This window comes from Marinobacterium litorale DSM 23545 (assembly GCF_000428985.1).
GTDB lineage: Bacteria > Pseudomonadota > Gammaproteobacteria > Pseudomonadales > Balneatricaceae > Marinobacterium_D > Marinobacterium_D litorale.
In genome coordinates, this window is the sequence record NZ_AUAZ01000021.1 from 17,898 (window position 1) to 35,145 (window position 17,248).

The following is a 17,248-nucleotide window of genomic DNA, read 5'->3' on the forward strand; positions in this document are numbered from 1 at the left end:
CATGGCGGGACCGTATTATACAAACTCCAAGGTTGATGGCGACTACATGGAGGCTACCGACCTTGAGGCGATAGAGTCGGCGTTCTCATCGGTAGATGGCGACAAGGCTGAAAAAACAGTCCCGGCAGCACCGGGCAATCTAGCAGGGCTTGATGCGTCTGGCGATCTTCAAGATTCCGGCAAGACGGCGCCGACCGGCGATATAGTTGGCACCTCTGATACCCAGACGCTAAGCAACAAAACATTCATCACTCCAGCGCTTGGGACGCCTGCATCAGGAACGTTGACAAACTGCAGCGGCTACCCGGCGGCAAATCTATCGGGGACGCTTGCGATTGGGAAAGGCGGGACGGGCAGGACGTCGCTAACCAGTGGGTACGTGCTGACTGGTAATGGTGCATCTGGGGTCAATATGGTTGCGCCCGGAACGTCTGGCAATGTGCTGACAAGCGATGGCTCTTCATGGGTGTCGTCTGCGCCGGGCGCTGCGCTCGACGGGGTTACCGATTCCGCAAGCCCATACGCCACATTGCTGGGCTCCGGCGCGGGCGATGCAATCTCGTCGGGTACCCATAATGTCTGCATGGGGTATAACGCGGGCTCCGATATAACTGCCGGATTTCAGAATATCGCCATAGGAAGCGATGCGTTTAGGTACCCACAAACAACCGAAAAGTGCATCGCTATTGGGTACAGGGCGCTCTATCGGTTAGGCCGAACAAGTGGCGGTGATGAAACCATAGCAATCGGTGATGAGGCAGGTTACTCAGGAGGGGAGGACTACGGAGTTTTCATCGGCTCAAAAGCTGGGTACAACCAAAGCGCCACAGCCGGTGGTGCTGTCTGCGTTGGGCATAACGCTGGGATGGGTGCAGCTTCTAGAAACAACATGAACATGGTTGCGGTAGGCAAAAGTGCCGCCTATTCATGCGAAGGTGCTATATACACAACTGCCATCGGTGCATATTCGCTCTATTCTATTAGCACTGGGGATAATAATACGGCTGTTGGATTCCAGGCTGGACGAGACATTACTACCGGTTACAACAATACGGTTGTTGGCTACAACGCGGGCAACTCTGGAACGAATGACCTAACAACAGGGGCGAATAACACGGTTATCGGCTACCAAGCCGCCGCATCATCCAGTAGTGCGGTGAACGAAATTACATTAGGCAACTCATCCATCTCGACGTTGCTCTGCCAAGTAACCACGATAACCAGTCTTTCAGATCGTAGAGATAAAACGGATATAAAACCGCTTGATGCCGGGTTGGATTTTGTTCAGCGCCTGCAGCCTGTGCGCTTCACATGGCACATGCGTGATGGCGGCAAGGTTGGCGATCCTGATGCGGGGTTCATCGCGCAGGATCTTCAGAAGGCGCAAGAAGATTCAGGTATTGAAATTCCTGGACTGGTTTTCTCTGCCAATAAAAACCAGCTGGAGGCAGGGTATGGGAAACTGCTTCCGGTGCTGGTTAAGGCTATACAGGAGCTCACGGCGCGCGTTGAGGAGTTGGAATCTAGCGGGAGGTCGGCATGACGGTTATTAATGATGATGAGATTGCCGATATCTACGCGGCTGCTCTGGACTCGGTTGAACTTCTCAAGAAAGGCCAGCCTGTAGGCGACACCAGTAATTGGCAGCCTGTTATTGATCGCAACAAAAAACACCTCGAATCGCTGCTTGATCGCACCTTTTGGACGTCGGAAGACTTGCAGCCGCTGCGTGACTCTATTGCGGCAGAAGTCCCAGTTTATGTCAGACCAGAGACGCCCAGGACTGATCAGTATGCCACCGAGGCATACCCAGCCAAAGCTGAAGGTGTATGGGTTCAACAGTGGGCATATCGACCCTATACGACGCCGGAATTGTCCGATATTCGATGGGAGAAGCGCGAAGCAATCAAGGCTGATCACCAAGCGCAGTGCCACCAATACGTCGAGTTCAATGGTGTGCTTTGGCGAGGCGGTGAGGCGTCGGCAGTGTCCATCAAGAATGCGGCGGATCTTGCAGATTACTCAGGAGCTGGGGAGATTATCCTTCGTGACGCGCTTAAAAACCCACATCCGGTTTCAATATCGCAAGCCAAAGCGATTGCAGCGACGATCGGTGCAGACTATCAAATCAAGTTCCAAGCAAAAGAAGAAGCGCTGCGAAAACTGGATGCAATCAACCTTTCTGACCCTGACGCAAAAGCCCAGATAGACGCTATATCCCTGTAATGACCACACCCTTTCACCACTGTTGGGAAACAGAGGAATCGCTATGGCGAATAATTATGACTCACCGTCCTATACGGTAGACCGGAAAAGCACCGTCACCGGGCAGATGGATGACATCCTGAAGCAGGATTCTCCTTTGATGCAGCGCGCCCAAACCCAGGGTAAACAATATGCAAACAGCCGCGGGTTGCTGAATAGTTCCATGGCTGCGGGCGCTACTCAGACCGCCATGATTGATGCGGCCATGCCGATGGCGCAACAGGACGCATCAACGTTTGCGAACATGGATCTGCAAAAGTACAACGGACTACTTCAGGCTGAGCTTAATGATCAAAATTATGCCCAACAGAGAGGGCTTGCTGATCAGAATTACGGTTTTCAGCGGCAGTTGAATAGCCAGCTTCAGGGCTTTGAGCAGGAAAACATGCGGCTCGATAACAATCTCCAGCAATCACTCAATAGTCAGCTCCAAGGCTTTGAGCAAAGCAATATGCGGCTAGGCAACAGCCTCCAGCAGTCACTAAACTCGCAACTCCAAGGATTTGAGCAGGACAATATGCGGCTGTCTGACACGCTGCAGCGTGGCCAGAACCAGCAACTCCAGGGTTTTGAGCAAGACAATCTACGCCTTGGTGACACCTTGCAGCGCGGCCAAAACGAACAAATGCAAGGCTTTGAGCAAAGCAATATGCGACTGTCTGACTACTTGCAACGCGGTCAGATGGCCTTCGGGAATACGCTGGAGCAGGGCAATATGCAGCTGGCGGATACGATTCAACGGGGCCAGATGGGGTATGCAAATGTATTAGAACAGGGAAATATCCGCCTCGAGGACAGCTTGGCCAGAACCAGAGCCGAGCTTGATAATGCGCTCAGTCGTGGCGACATGGTTCTCGCAAACCAACTGCAGCGACAACTGAACGATCAGCAGCAAGCGTTCGCTCAGTCGAATATGGCAATGGAGCAAGGCTTTACGCGCGACAATATGCAACTTCAGCAACAGCTGAACGAACTGCAAGCACGGGCCGATAATGCTCGCCAGCTTGGTCAGATGGATAAGGCGGCTTCGATTGAGCGCCAGATGGCTGATATCCAGCAGCAGTACACCCAGTCAAACATGGCCCAAGAGCAAGGCTACGCGCAGTCCAACATGCAGTTAGAGAGTACGCTTAACGAGGCGCAGGCGGCGGCTGATTATGCGAGAACGCTGAATCAGATGGATAAGGCTGCCGGTATAGAGCAGCAAATGACTCAGCTGCAGAATGCGCTGGAGCAGGGCAATATGGCATTGGCCAACCAGCTTCAAATGCAGCTCAACCAACAGACGCAAGGATTTACGCAGCAGAACCTACAAACAGAGCAAGGCTTTACGCGCGACAACATGCAGTTGCAACAGCAGCTAAATGAACTCCAGGCTCAATCCGACTTCGCGCGCGAAATGGGCCAAATGGATAAAGCGGCAAGCATCGACAAGCAGATGGCCGAACTCCAGCAGCAGTACACGCAACAGAATATCAACCTTGAAAACACCAACCAGCGCGACAGGCTGCAGATGGAGCAGGGATATACCCAGCAGAACATGCAGCTTCAGCAGCAGCTTAATGAGGCGCAGTCAGCGGCTGATTTTGCACGCCAGATGAACCAGATGGACAAGGCGGCTGCGATAGAAGAGGGTATGGCGGCAATTCAGAACGCGTACAACCGCGGTGACATGCAGCTTGCAAATAGTCTCCAGCAACAGCTGAATGCCCAAACCCAGGAATACACTCAACAAAACCTCGCAACCGAACAGCAGTTCCAGCTTGAGGCGATTGCTAAAGAGCAGGGCTTCCAGGCATCGCAAGCCGAGCTCGACCGCGCGCAGCAGATTATGCTCACCAATACGGAAATCGATGCCACGCAAGCCCTTGAGCAATCAAGGCAGGCATTCCAAGCGGAGCAGGCCGGGCTTGACCGAAACCAGGCAACATCATTGGCGCGTGAGGCCCAGACGTTCCAGGCAAGCCAGGCAGAGCGTGACCGGGCTCAGCAGCTTATGCTGACAGATAAAGAAATTAACGCCACCCAAGCGTTAGAGCAGTCCCGGCAATCATTCCAGTCAGAGCAAGCGGGATTGGATCGTACTCAGGCGGCCGACCTGGCAAGAGAAGCCCAGTCGTTTCAAGCAAGCCAATCCGAGATTGATCGGGCGCAGCAGATCATCCTTGCAGATAAGGAGATCGGGGCGACTCAAGCACTGGAAGCGGCCAGGCAGGAGTTTGAATCTCAGCAATCTCAGCTTGATCGAACTCAGGCTATGGAATTGACTCAGCTTGGCCAGCAATTCCAGGCATCCCAATCAGAGATGGATCGGGCGCAGCAAATACTGATGGCCAATAAGGAGATCGATGCCACCCGGGCGCTGGAACTGTCACGCCAGGAGTTTCAAGCACAGCAAGCTGGGTTGGATCGGGATCAGTCAGTTCAGCTGACGGAAATGGGCCAGCAATTCCAAGCCTCTCAGGCGGAAATGGATCGGGCGCAGCAAATCATGCTGGCCGACAAGGAAATTACAGCGCAGCAAGCGCTTCAGCAGGCGCAGCGCGAATGGCAGTCGTCCGAGAACTCACTGGATCGAGAGCAGCGCACAGGATTGCTCCAGATGGAACAGGATTTTGTTTCAGACCAGTCGTCACTGGATCGGGAGCACTCAGCTTGGCAGACAGGGGTACAGGCCGAGCAGGCTCAATTGGATCGACAGCAACAACTAGGGCTGCTTGAACAGGAAAACAAATACAACAACGAAAGCCTGGCAAAAACCACGTCCGCCAATCTGCAGGGGCGCTATGTCGATGCAATCAACGACATAACGGATAACGCCGCCGTCTCCATCAATGAGATTGAAGTGGCGACCGGTATGACACAAGAGGAGAAGGATACGATGATCCAGAACACAATCGCGCGACGCGACGCGGATCTGGCCTTTACCCGGCAGCTCTACTCCAACATGCCTACCTGGAATTTCGACTGGCTTGATATGGCGGAAATGCCGGCAGCCCCGGGTGTATCGCTTGAAGGGGGTGCATGATGGGACTGTTAAGCGACCTCACAAGCCTTGGGATGAAAGCGGCATCAACCCAAGGTGTACCAACCACCAGTGGGCTCGATTTCGGAGACCTATTCGACACTGTTGGTGACTATGCCAGCAAGGCGTTTGACTGGATGGAAGAGAACCCGACTGCAACTGGCGCGATTGCCGGGGCGGCCTCGGCAGGCCTTCAGTATCTCAGCGCCAAGGAGCAGCAAGACTACTACGAGAAAAAGCTGAAGCAGGAGGAGCGCTTCAATGCGCGCCGCCCGTCGTCGGGCAGTCAGGGGTATGGATCGCACACGACCAATTTAACCGGTGGCACCGGCTTGCTGGCCACGCCGTACAAGAAATACTAAGGGGGCGGAATGCGAGGTTCATTTGAATGGCGTTTGTCCCTGGGTATGGTGAATGGCTGGGGGTTTGGCTCTGGTGGATTAGATGGCATGGATGCTGCCGGCCAGTTTGGTGGCGGTGGCTTCGACAGTAATTCTGGGGGTAGTGGCGGCCCTAACGGAAGCGCTGGATACAATGATAATTTCGGCATGCGCGAGGCGGCCAAGGACGCCATCGATAGCGGAATGGCCACAGCGGTTGGCGGGGGGGCATCGGGCGGGCATAGCGACATAGCGGCTCGTGCGATGAGTGCGTTCAAAAGCGCGCCACGAAGCCAGACCAGAGCGGCCAGGGCCACATCGATGGATCGGCGGGATGCGCTCAAAGAAAGCCCGGAGGATATCGCCAAGCTGGATGCTCCAGCTCTCACTGCTGCAACACTCAAGATGCGCGATATTGATGGTTACAACCCGAGCACTGCTTCCGACAGACAGGGGTTTACCGACCGAGAAAACCAGTCGCGCGGCTACAGCGAGTCAGCCATGGAGGCAGCTGATGAGGCCTACGCAAACACAGCCAAGAACGGGCTTGTTGGTACTTTGTCGTATGGCATCAATCCAGCATTAGGCGTTGGCGTAAATGCGGCTATTGATGCCGTCCAGTCAGCTAACTTTCGTGATGCCTATGGAATGGAGCGTGATACGGTTGGCGCGATCGGCGGATCGCTTAAAGGCCAGGTGTCAAATTTGGCGGGCGGCTTACTGGGTGGAAAGGTTGGCGGCGCCCTGGGTGGTGCGGCCTTTGGGGCGCCAGGCATGATAGCGGGCACTCTTCTAGGGAAGGCTTATGGTGCCGATGCTTTAGGCAAGGCTAGTGCCGACAGTATCGGAAAGGACAACACCAACACCCAATCCCCCTCAGCAACCGGCCTCCTAAATACCAACCAGGTAGCAACGGCATCCAAAGCGCAGCCCGCACCCTCGCAAACCACCACCGGCTACCAATCCAAGTTCGGTAACTATTCATCCCACCTCAACAACTTCAGTAGCCGCGCCCTCAGTGCCTGGGCGTAAGGAGACAGCATGGCAGGACTACTTCAAATGCCGCAGGCTCAGCAGCCGGCAGCACCGCAACCAGCGCAGCCACAGGGGCTGCAAGCGCAGCCCGGGAAGCCAAATCCACAGAAAGAGTTCTATCAGCGACTGATCGTGATGGCGTTGAAGTTCCTCTATTCCGAACAGGGCGTCCAGATGATCCAGCAGGGCCTCAAGATGCCCGGTTCACCGGCTGAAAATATCGGCGTGATCGTTGGGCGTCTTGCTCAGAAGATTGTCATGGATGTAAAGGAGCAGGGTAAGCAGTTGCCGCCGTTAATGGTGATCAAGGCAACGCTCGAGCTCTCCCAAGCCGTGACCGATCTGGCAATGGAAGCCGGAGTGGTTAAGAAGGAAGAAGCCAACCAGGTGGCTCAACAGGCGTTCTACGAAGGCATGGAGAAAGTCGGCCAGGGCACCAAGAAGGTCCTGCCGCAAGAGGAACGGCAGGAGTACCAATCCACTATTCAGCAGATTGACCAAGCCGATCAGGCAGCGCAACAGAAGCGCAAGGGGGCAGCATGAGCTTAGGCGGACTATTGGGGCATGCTCTACTGGGTGGTGTCCAGGGTGGCGCTACAGCGGCGCAGCAGGTGGCGAAGCGCCGGGAGGAGTTTGACCTGAAGAAGGAGCTGATTGATATCGAGGACGCGAAGGCGCGGGCCCGGCTGGAGATGCAAAACAATTTCCAGGTGCAGAGAGATGAAAGCCAGCACGGATACCGCATGGGTGAACTGGCGCAGAGTAATAAGTACCAGACTGCGCGGGATGCGGCCAACCATAATCGAAGTGTTGAACTGGCTGGAATTAAGCACGGCCATGATGTTGAGCTCGCGGAAATGGGGGGCGGCTTGAAGTCCGGCCGGTTTAAGCCGATTGATGACGGTGTCGGGAATGTCACCGCAGTATTCGACTCTGCGACCGGGCAGATGATTAGCAATGGTGGCGCAGGCAGCGGTATTACCCCTGAAATGGATGCCAAGGCCGAGCAGATAGCCAATGAGCGCGTTGATTCCATGGCTGGATGGCTCTCTGGAGACGGTGCTGACTTTAAGGAGTATGGCGGGATTCGAGAGGCCGCAAAGGCACAATTCAAACAGGAGGCGCTTCAGCAGCTACAGGGCGGACAGGCGAGCGGAAGCAATCCATTAATTCAAGCTGCCCAGAGCGGAAAGCTCACGCTAAATGATCCGGATGCAGCTCCGTCGTCGGAGCAAGCAACGCCTCCGCAAGTGCGCCGTTCCGGGAGAGCAGCAGCCGAACCGGCCCAGTCTGGCCCCGGGCTTCTTGAGCAGGTCGGAAGCTACTTTGACTTCGGCGCAGGCGCAGAGGCCGGGCAGGCCTATGAACAGATCGTGGAAGCGGTAGGTGAAGGCGCCCCGATTGACCCACGACTCATAGAGGTGGCCATGCCTCACCTGAAGACTAATCCGTATTATCTGGAGAAGGCTAAAAAGCTGGCCGGCATGTAAACTGTTATCTCCCAGCCTGTCGTGAGGACACGCATCCATGAATTACCTATCCAGGCTCCGTGATGCCAATCCGGACCTCAAGAATTTCAGCGACGATCAGATTGTTGAAGCCCTTCCCCAGTTAATGCCGGAGCGATTCGGCAACAAGCCAATGTCACAGGTTCGTGAAGAGGCAATCCTGTCGCCACGCGAACTAGAAATTCGACAATACGAAGATCAAGGGGGAGGTGCAGCCTCGTCGCTAAAGCGCGGCCTGCTTAGAGCCAATCAGACATTCAATGCTGCAGGTGCATGGCTTGGTGATACTGTCATGGACGCCCTGCCGGAGAGCGTCAGAGAGTCTACGTTTGGGCGCTGGCTTCAGGAAGAGGCCGATACGGATAAGCGGGACATACTGAGAGACGAAGAAGCCATTGCTTCCTTGCCGCAGCGCCCTGAGATGGCGCGCGCTATCGACGCAGCGAACAGCGCGGAGAGTGGGCTTGATGCGATAGTGGCATTTGCCAGGGAAGTGAATGATTCACCAGATACGACAGGATTTCTGCTGGATACACTATCCGAGCAGGCGCCGCAGGTGTTGGCGCAGATACTCGGCACCAAGGGTGCTGGCGTTCTGGTGAAAGGTACAGGCAAGGCATCTCAGATCCTGCGAATGGGGATGGGTGGGGGTGTAGCATCATCGTCCGCAACGCTTGGCCCCAATACCGCGAGGTATATGGAAGGCGATATCGATAACTTTGGTGACGCCATTGGTAGAGCGGCCAGGCGAACAGGGGCGCAAGCCGCAGTCGACGCGACCACTTCCGGTATGATCCCCGTCAAGATAGGTCCCAATCAGGCCACTAACGTTGCGGCTCAAATGGCGCTCCAGGCAGGCGGTGGTGCAGCCGGTGAGTACGCTGGCGCCAAAGCTGTGGGTGAGGAGGTTACGCCTGGGGAGCTCGCTGCCGAAGGCTTGTTGGAGCTAATTACTGCGCCTGGTGATGTGGTAGCTGCAGCGCTTGATGCCAGACGCCCCATGGATGACGCCAATCAGCGTATCGAGCAAGCCGGGCAGCAGGCCGCCGAGCAAGGTGGTGACGCCCTGGACCAGGAGATCGCCAAGGCCAAAACGGCGGTCGATGAGATTCCCAAGGCGGCCGCTCAAGAAAAAACAGATGAGCTGACGCGAACAGTAAGCCAGATCAACCCCGCCGACTATGAAGCCCCTGCGGTTAATCGTGAGCGCAACACCACTCGAGGACTAGATGGCCTGGATGGTCTAATCACCGTCGCCGAGCGCATGGGCTTCACTGATGAAGTTGCACAATTGGTAACGGCCAAGCGCCTTTATCAGCAGGCCGAACAGGCCCGCAGTACCGGTGATGAGGTGCGCGCGGGTCAGTATGCGGACCGAGGTAACCGTCTGTACCGATCTGCCACCGAAGTGAACGATCGCATCAAACCCATCGCAGACCAATTTCCAGCCCCCTATGTATTCGATTTTGGCCCGAGTGCCGTCGAGGGTGGCGACCTGGTGGTCAGCAAAGAAGCATCAGGCGGTCGCGGTGCGATATATGATCAGCCGAGCGCTGTTGCAGGACCTGCGTCGATTAAGCAGCAGCGCAGCGAGAGGCCCATTCAATCAGGCATCATTTATGCCGAAGAACCTCCGGCATACCGCACGGCACGGGCAGACCTGGAGGCGCTACGAGAGCAGCGCCAGGCTGATGACTTTAGTGCTCGCTACGGGCAAGAGGGTCAGACCCCTTACCGCCGCGAACCGATCACTGGCGAGCTGGACCGCAGCACCGAACTGCCGCCCGGACGACGCCCGGCAGAACTCCCACCCGGCACCGGACATATCAATATGGGCCGTGAGCGCCCGGAACGCACCTTCACGCCCACTCCAACCGAATACGACGGCGTAGGCCGCAATACGGTCGAACGCACCGCACAGGGCCAGCCTGAGCGTCTGCCGCCAGGTAACGCAACTCGTGCTATCACGCCCAAGCAATACCGTCAGATGCAGATGCTGCGCAATCAGGGTTTGCGCACCAAGTTGCGTGAACGCACCGCAGAGCAGGTCGAAGCCATTCAGACCGTTGAGGCTGTGCGGGCTGGGGAAGTTGAAGTTACAGATAGCGCACAGACCCAAAGACGGCCGCTATCATCCATGACCCATGCGGAAGTCGACGAGCTCATCCAGCAAACGGACGGTAATCTCGCATCATCCTACCAAGTGGATTGGGGTGATATGCCGAAAGGTCAAGGGAAGCGATCTGGTGGCATGGTAATGGGCGGCATGAGCGATGCGGTGGCGCTCCAAGGCGTTAAATCGTATGGCGACTTTTTAGGCAAGCTCAAAGAGACCGAGCCAGAAAACTACGAAGATGCGTCACTGACATTGAGCGGCGGTGGAGATAGGCCTTCTCAGATTCGGTATGCCAAGCTGCGCCTGGCTGGATACGGTCACGATGAGGCGCTTCAATATGTCGTCCTCAGATCGGAGGAGGCGAACAATCAGCTGTCCAGGTCTGCCCCAGATGCAGATATTCAATCGGATCAAGCTACCCCGCGCATTACCGGCGAGCAGATCGATAAAGACTGGGCTCGCTTCACGCCTGAGTCGGGCACTTTGAATGTTCCGCGCTCTGAAATGCCCCAGGTAAAAGCCGAGGACCGAGGGGCTCTGGTTAACTACCTGAATGCCCGGGGCGTAGAGCATGAGCAGACCGAGGTAGATCCTCGAGTATTGAAGCCGACGCAGGCCGAGTTTTCGCCCGCTAAGGTCCAGAAGGCGCGAGAGTTTACCGGTGGAGACCGATCGATCCTGGTATCGGCTGATGGTCATGTTGTAGACGGTCATCACCAGTGGATGGCCAAGCGTGAGACTGGCGAGCCGGTCAAAGTCATTCAGCTAAAAGCGCCGATCAACGACTTGGTGTCGCTGGTTAAGGATTTCCCAAGTTCTGAGCAGGATGCAGGCGCTCAAGCTGCCCCAGTCGGCGAGCAGGCAAGCCCTCCTCAAGAGTTCAGCGATCCCGTCCGGGCCCAGGAGCTTAAGAACAGTATCCGAGAGGCTGAACTACTACTGCAATCTGGTAGAGACACGCTTGGGAATAAGCTGGCAGACGACAAGCGCCGAATGACTGAGCGGTCCCTTGAGAGTAGCCGTAATAAATTAGATGACCTCCGCGTGAGCGGCGCGCAGAAAGAGCAGGCGTCATTCCGCATCGAGCCCACTGATGCCAGTGTTCGCGTGCTTGGCGAGCCCCAAGCGATCCGCCAGAAGCTGAGGGAGGGGCGGTTCCCGTTCAAGGGTGCTGAGATCGAAGGCGGACTGTCATTCGGAAAGAGCATGGAGTCTCGTATTCGGCAAGCGCTCGACGGCTCAGCTTTTGGCGACCAGGCAATTGACGCGACCGATGAACGCACGCGCGCTAAACCCCTGAAATTCAAATCCAACGGCAGCCCCTTTGCCTCTTTGCCGTTCCGGCGTAACAAGGACACTGCTCAAGTCGTTCCGGTGGAGGGCGGCTTTGCTGTTCAAGTCGACGCCGAAAAAGCCAGCCGTATTGAGGCAGAACAACAGGCCGCTGAAGACCGGCGTATGGCGCAGCAGGCAGCGCAAGCACAGAAAGCCAAGCGTCGCTATAACCGTGAGCCAGATCCAAACAGTGACGATCTGATGGCCGCTATTGCGCTGGGTGGCGGCATTAGTCGCGACTCTGCAGAGGGCGTGGATCCTGCCGACTTTACGCGGCGCGCCGCCGGAATTCGTTACGTGTTCCCGCGTCGCGGTGGGCGCACCCTGGACGAGATGACCGAATACCTTCGTCAGTTTGGGTATGTTGAGTCCTACGCTGATCTCCAGGATAAGCTGGACCGCTCATTGCGAGGCGACCGCGTACTTACGCCAGAGGGTCAGATGCAGCAGATGGACCGCGAAGCTGAAGAGGAGGCGCGATTCCAGGAGGCTGAATCGAATAGCAGGCCTATTGATGACGTGCTGGCCGACCAGGTAATCGCTGCCCGGGATGCAGGTGTGCCCAATAATGTTATCAGCGATATACTGAACCGTAACAAAGACGATGCCGCCAGGGCGGCCGTGGAGCTAGATAATGAGCGACAACGCGCGGAAGAAGCGGGCCTTCGATCCAGAGAAAGTAATGAGGTTGGCGGACGAGAAAATGAATCAGCGAAAGACTGGGCAGACCAAGACATCCCGTGGAACAGTTCCCGACCGCTCACAGACGAAGATGCCGCCGACATCTGGGGCGACATCGACCCGGAGCCCCTCCTAACCAGCTACACCGAAGCAGACCTTGCCGAGCGGGAACAGGCCTCTCGGGCGGAACGTGCCCGGCAAGCTGAAGCGGACCGCACTGCCGAGCAAAAAGCCCAGGCGGATGCCGAGCTCAACGACTTTCGCCTATCCGGTTCAAATGCGCCTGCCGATGTAGCGACAGCAGGCGGACAGACCGATCTCCTTGGTGCCACGCAAACACCGACAGCGGTTCCTGATTCTGACGCCACCGACCTGATTAACGAAGTATCACGCCTGGCAGAAGCTGGCACAGCCGAACGTCGCAGAGAAAGTTTTGAGCAGAAGGTACTACAGGTCGCCGACAGACTTGAGCGCGCAACCGGGACCATGGTGGCCGGTGATAAGTTCATGCGTGATATCGAGTCTGGTTTTGAGTCTACCCGCCAGAAAGCGATCATCGATGCAAAGTCAAAGCTAGGTATTAGCGTAGTTGAGGCAACCACAGCAAATACTGAGAGTGATACCGTCACCGCCCATGGCGTCACGGTTGAGGTACCGAAGATCGATCAACAGCTGGCGGACGACTACAACCGCGCCACCCATATGGGGCGGGGCCGTGACCTGAATGCAGAGCTTCGCAGCGAAGCGGAAAACCTGCTGAATGAACTGGCTGGGCGCAAGCACACGCTGGACACCCCGGAACAAAAGGCAAAAGCCAAAGAACTGATTGAACCCTACCTGGAGGCTCAGGCCGAGTTTACCCGATGGGATGCGCGATTCAGTGCCAACAACCCGTCATGGGTAGTGACCGGGCGCAGTGGCCGCAACATGGATAAGGCCAACAGCCGCAATGAGCGGCACATGGATGAGTATACGAAGCGGGTGGATCGGCTGCGGGCCCAGCGTAAACGCATTGGTGACGCACTTTACGGGATGCGCCCCGAGGCCGTGAAGGCTGATCAGGCACTAAGCGCAGATCACAAGCGTATCACCCAGCTTGTCGCTGATATCGCTGGATGGATGCGTGATGGCGCTAATGAAATGGCCGCCGAGACACGAAAGTGGGCATCCCCAAAAGCACACAAGGCTATTGAAAGCGCACTTCAGCGTGACCGTGAAGGCACTATCCAGCACCTGCGCGATCTTGATTCAGGTGAGTCAGCACAAGCCCTCGGGGGGCTGGCGAAGATCCTGGGGCCCCGGTCTAAGGCTGGGGGGCTGGTGCGCGACTTGCTCGCTGGTGAGGCGCGATTCTCCCGTCGGAATTCGTATGATTTTCAGCCCGTCACGCGAGGGGAGGTAGAAGCGATCATCGGCCGGATCACTGCTGACTGGTCGAATAAACCCGACATGACGGTTGTTCAGCGGGAGTCTGACCTGCCTGCGGATCTTAAAGCAGCCATAAATGAGGGCAATGCAGCAGGCCAGGTAGAGGGCGTCTTTCATGACGGTAAAGTTTACCTGATCGCGGATAAACTCCATACCCGAGAAGATGTCGAGCGCGTGCTTTTTCATGAGGTGCTGGGGCACTACGGCTTAAAGCAACTCTATGGTCCAGCCTATGGCTACCACATGGAGCGTATGTGGAACAGGCTGGGCGGACTGAATGGCATCAAGCGCCTTCAGAAGAAATACGGCTTTAACCTGTCCGCCGACTGGGAAAACGCTCAAACCTGGAGTAAAGAACAGCGCAACCGCATGATGGCGGATGAGGTGGTTGCGCATATCGCCCAGCGTGGCGATATACAGCCCGATATCATCCAGAAGATCGCGCACCTGGTCCGTGAAGGCCTGCGCAAACTGTTCGGTAAGACTCGCTTTGGCGAGCGCCTGAATCGACTCAGTGATGTGGAACTGCTGCGCATTGTGGCCGCTGCCGGTAATGCGGTGAAAAAAGGCGAAACAGCGATCACCTATACCACTCACGATCCACGCTTTGTGCGGCAGTTCAATGAACTGATGTATTCGCGGGAGGAAGGCACGGAAGGTGATGATGCTCCTCGCTACTCCCGCTCCGAGACCGCGGAACAATTCGATGATCTATCGGACAATCAGGCATCCTTCCTTAACAAGATAGGCCCAAAAACAACGACCCAGAAGCTCAAGGAACGCATTACTGGCGTCATGGATAATATCGGGCTAAAGACTCGTCAGGGCATGGTGGACCGGTATGCCTCGCTGCTGGAGCTGGATAAGAAAGCCCAGGGTAATGATGTGGTGGAAAATCGCACCCGGTTTAGCTCCTGGGTTCTTTCAAAAATGTCCCATGCAGCGGATGGTGCGCTGTCAGCCATGCTGACGCATGGTCGCATCCAATTCACGGATGGAGTGGTTGAGCTTAAGCCTGGTGAACACAAAGGGCTGATGGATGTACTTAAGCAGCTTGGCTCCACCGAGGAGATCGAGCGCTTCCTTGGTTGGATTGCAGCTAACCGCTCACAGGGCATTATGGCGAAAGCGCAGGATGCCCGGGATCGCGCCGCCGCCGCCAAAGCAGAGAAAGAAAATCTTCAGGCGATGCTGAAGGAGCCTGAGCTATCACCCCTCAAGATCCGCCAACTCAACAAGGCGATCAAGGATGCGGATGCTGTTATCAAGCGGGAAAATGATGCCGCCGCGATTGATGAGCGCCTATTCACGGCTGAAGAAGTGGCTGAAGGCGTAAAGCTCAATCGCGGCAAAACGAAGGACGGTAAGCCGCGTGCGCTGATCTATAACCAGGTATTTAAGGAGTTCCAGCAGCACCGTGACGACGTACTGGCCATCGCTGAAGAAGCTGGAATTATTACGGCTGACAACCGGGCTATGTGGCGGGATGAGTTCTATGTTCCCTTCTATCGTGTCATGGAAGAGGAGGGCGTAAAGGGCCCAAGAATCTCAAAGGGTCTGAGCCGACAGGAGGCTTATAAGCGACTGAAAGGTGGAAAACAGGAGGTTAACGACCTGCTGGAAAACACGCTGATGAACTTCCAACACCTTCTATCGGCGTCGCTCAAGAACAACGCAGCGCGTCAGGCATTAAAGAATGCTGAGATCGTCGGTGTAGCCACTCGCACCACCGAAACCGGTCGCAATAAGAAATCATCCACCTATGTGCTCGAAAACGGGGAAAAGGTCTGGTTTGATATCGAAGATGAACTGGTTTTTGAATCGCTGAGCGCCCTGTCGGACATCGGTAGCAACACAGCTAGCCGACGACTGATGCGCAGCTTTAAGCGCACCTTCACATCATTCACAACCATCTCGCCTCAGTTTGTGGTGGCCAACACGATGCGCGATGCGTTGCAGTCCATCGCTATCGGCAATATGAGTTACAACGCCTTCAAGAACGTCTATAAAGGCGCCAAGGCGTATGGGGCACCAGGCAATAAAGGCCAGGTCAGGGGTGATATGCTGGCCTCTGGCGCGGCGTTCAGCTTTGGCCACATCTACGGTGCCGGTGATATCGATGCGCTTAAGGCGGGCATTCAGCGGCAGATCAAAGGGGCCAAGGTCATCAAGTCACCCAAGGATGTCCCGGGCCTATGGCGTACCGTTTGGGATCAATACACCGGCTACGGTGACACCATGGAGAACGCCAACCGGGCAGCGATCTATGAACAGAACCTAGAGAAGGGGAAACTGTACGCGGCATTCCAGGCCCGAGACCTGATGGACTTCTCCAGTCAGGGTGCATGGCCTGCGATTAAGTTCCTGACGGATGTGGTGCCGTTCCTGAATGCTCGTCTGGTGGGCCTGGACCGTCTGTACCGGGGCGGCATCAAGCCAAGCTTTAACGTGATTAAGCACATGCTCGGTGGTGAAGAGGTTTCCATGACAGACCGCCAGGCGGCGCAGCGCTTTAGTATTGTTGTTGGAGCGCTCACGGCTGCAACCATCGCGCTCTATCTGGCGAACCTGGATGATGACCGCTTCAAAGAGTTGGAAGATTGGGAGCGGGATGCTTACTGGCACTTCTGGATCGGGGATGCGCATTTCACAATCCCCAAACCGTTTGAGATTGGCGCGATAGCCACCATGGCCGAACGTTCCCTTGAGCAGGCGGTTGACGATACCAAGGATGGAAAGCTGTTTGCGGAGCGCCTGGGGCACATCCTAACGGACACCTTCGCATTCAACCCGATCCCTCAGATCGCCAAGCCGATGTTCGATCTGTACGCGAACAAGGATAGCTTCACACAGCGAGATATAGAGTCGCTGTCAATGTTGCGGTTGAGTCCTGAAAACCGAGTTCGAGCCAATACGACCGACGTTGCGCGCGCGCTATCGTGGGTTACTCGGAATACGACCGGCATACTGAGCGATACCCTTGTTCTGAGCCCGGTGCAGGTGGATTTTCTGATTCAAGGCTATCTTGGGTGGGTGGGTGCAATGGGCGCCAGTACTATCGATGTGATCTCCAAGAATGCGCGAGGAGTGGAGGAACCCTATAAGCGCTGGCATGAGTACCAGCCAATCCGGCGTTTCTTCCGGGATGATTCCGCACCCAAGCCTTACACACGATACGGGACCGAGTTTTACGACAGTCTGCGGGAGGTCAATATGATATACGCCGACATCCAGCATCTGCGCAAGCTGGGCGAGTTTACCGAGGCGGCGCAGCTGCTTGGGGAGAATCAGAATACCTTGCGCTATCGCAAACTCATGAACCGAACGCAGCGACAGCTCAGCAAGATCAACGCTCAAATCAAGCTAACACGGGCCAATAAGAGCCTGAGTGCGGAGGCGAAGCGCCACCGGATCGATCTACTGACGACACAGCGCAACCTCCTCACGGAGAGGGTGGTTAAGGTGCTGGAATAGG

The 17,248-nt window shown here is 56.0% G+C and carries 8 protein-coding genes; all 8 read left to right on the forward strand.

Annotated elements, in window-relative coordinates:
- The first annotated feature begins 1 nt into the window (after window position 1).
- From G403_RS0114960 to G403_RS0114995, 8 genes are read left to right on the forward strand one after another with little or no spacing between them, the layout of a single operon-like run.
- Window positions 2–1,543, forward strand: a complete 1,542-nt coding sequence (locus G403_RS0114960) for a tail fiber domain-containing protein (RefSeq protein WP_027854700.1) — start codon at window positions 2–4, stop codon at window positions 1,541–1,543.
- Window positions 1,540–2,226 (forward strand): hypothetical protein, encoded by a 687-nt coding sequence (locus G403_RS0114965; RefSeq protein ID WP_027854701.1) that lies wholly within the window; start codon window positions 1,540–1,542, stop codon window positions 2,224–2,226. The genes G403_RS0114960 and G403_RS0114965 overlap by 4 nt, the downstream gene beginning before the upstream one ends.
- Before the next feature lie 43 nt (window positions 2,227–2,269).
- On the forward strand, window positions 2,270–5,293 hold the full coding sequence (locus tag G403_RS0114970; protein ID WP_027854702.1) for a coiled-coil domain-containing protein: 3,024 nt from the start codon (window positions 2,270–2,272) through the stop codon (window positions 5,291–5,293).
- Window positions 5,293–5,652: a hypothetical protein gene (locus tag G403_RS0114975; RefSeq protein ID WP_027854703.1), complete on the forward strand. Its 360-nt coding sequence runs from the start codon at window positions 5,293–5,295 to the stop codon at window positions 5,650–5,652. The genes G403_RS0114970 and G403_RS0114975 overlap by 1 nt, the downstream gene beginning before the upstream one ends.
- A 9-nt stretch (window positions 5,653–5,661) precedes the next feature.
- A complete protein-coding gene (locus G403_RS0114980; protein ID WP_027854704.1) occupies window positions 5,662–6,702 on the forward strand; it encodes a hypothetical protein in 1,041 nt (346 codons plus the stop codon).
- A gap of 9 nt (window positions 6,703–6,711) precedes the next feature.
- A complete protein-coding gene (locus G403_RS0114985; RefSeq protein ID WP_156899720.1) occupies window positions 6,712–7,248 on the forward strand; it encodes a hypothetical protein in 537 nt (178 codons plus the stop codon).
- Window positions 7,245–8,195: a hypothetical protein gene (locus tag G403_RS0114990; RefSeq protein ID WP_027854706.1), complete on the forward strand. Its 951-nt coding sequence runs from the start codon at window positions 7,245–7,247 to the stop codon at window positions 8,193–8,195. Before G403_RS0114985 ends, G403_RS0114990 begins: the two co-directional genes overlap by 4 nt.
- Window positions 8,196–8,232: 37 nt before the next feature.
- Window positions 8,233–17,247 (forward strand): LPD38 domain-containing protein, encoded by a 9,015-nt coding sequence (locus G403_RS0114995; protein WP_027854707.1) that lies wholly within the window; start codon window positions 8,233–8,235, stop codon window positions 17,245–17,247.
- The last annotated feature ends 1 nt before the right edge of the window (window position 17,248 follow it).

Coding starts and splice junctions, on each gene's coding strand:
- G403_RS0114975 (WP_027854703.1), top strand. CDS start 5,293: ATGGGACTGTTAAGCGACCTCACAAGCCTTGGGATGAAAGCGGCATCA.
- G403_RS0114985 (WP_156899720.1), top strand. CDS start 6,712: ATGGCAGGACTACTTCAAATGCCGCAGGCTCAGCAGCCGGCAGCACCG.
- G403_RS0114970 (WP_027854702.1), top strand. CDS start 2,270: ATGGCGAATAATTATGACTCACCGTCCTATACGGTAGACCGGAAAAGC.
- G403_RS0114965 (WP_027854701.1), top strand. CDS start 1,540: ATGACGGTTATTAATGATGATGAGATTGCCGATATCTACGCGGCTGCT.
- G403_RS0114960 (WP_027854700.1), top strand. CDS start 2: ATGGCGGGACCGTATTATACAAACTCCAAGGTTGATGGCGACTACATG.
- G403_RS0114990 (WP_027854706.1), top strand. CDS start 7,245: ATGAGCTTAGGCGGACTATTGGGGCATGCTCTACTGGGTGGTGTCCAG.
- G403_RS0114995 (WP_027854707.1), top strand. CDS start 8,233: ATGAATTACCTATCCAGGCTCCGTGATGCCAATCCGGACCTCAAGAAT.
- G403_RS0114980 (WP_027854704.1), top strand. CDS start 5,662: ATGCGAGGTTCATTTGAATGGCGTTTGTCCCTGGGTATGGTGAATGGC.